Genomic DNA, 385 nt, shown 5'->3' on the forward strand with positions numbered 1-385 from the left:
CAAGGAGTAAGCTATGAAAGTCTCTTATAACTCCATCTTAACAAAACAGCACTACCAAAAACAGACAAAAAGCGAAGGCTTTGCCAATTTCTTACCTAACACTCCAAATATAAATTCGATCAGCCAAACCACTACTCCTAAAAATGACTTTGTTTTATCTAGCAGTATCGACTCTCTTTATCAGGCCAAATTTACTTCACAAGAGGGCTATGGATATAGTGTAGATGCTAAAGGCTTTATGGGAGCTGATTTTAACAAAGCTGCAGGTTTGCCACAGGACTTTAAAATTCACAAAAGCACGCTTGATGCGATAGTGCTACACAATCAAAAGCACCCAAACTTTACAAATTTTTCAATGAATACAAAAAAAGATAATGTGCTATTT

Annotated in this window: 1 pseudogene; it reads left to right on the forward strand. The window is 35.8% G+C overall.

Annotated features, from left to right (window positions below):
• Positions 1 to 13: 13 nt before the first annotated feature.
• Positions 14 to 385 (forward strand): annotated as a pseudogene (locus tag UNSWCS_RS10410) (hypothetical protein); the annotation flags it as partial.

Source organism: Campylobacter concisus UNSWCS (assembly GCF_000466685.1).
In the GTDB taxonomy this organism is placed as follows: Bacteria; Campylobacterota; Campylobacteria; order Campylobacterales; family Campylobacteraceae; genus Campylobacter_A; species Campylobacter_A concisus_A.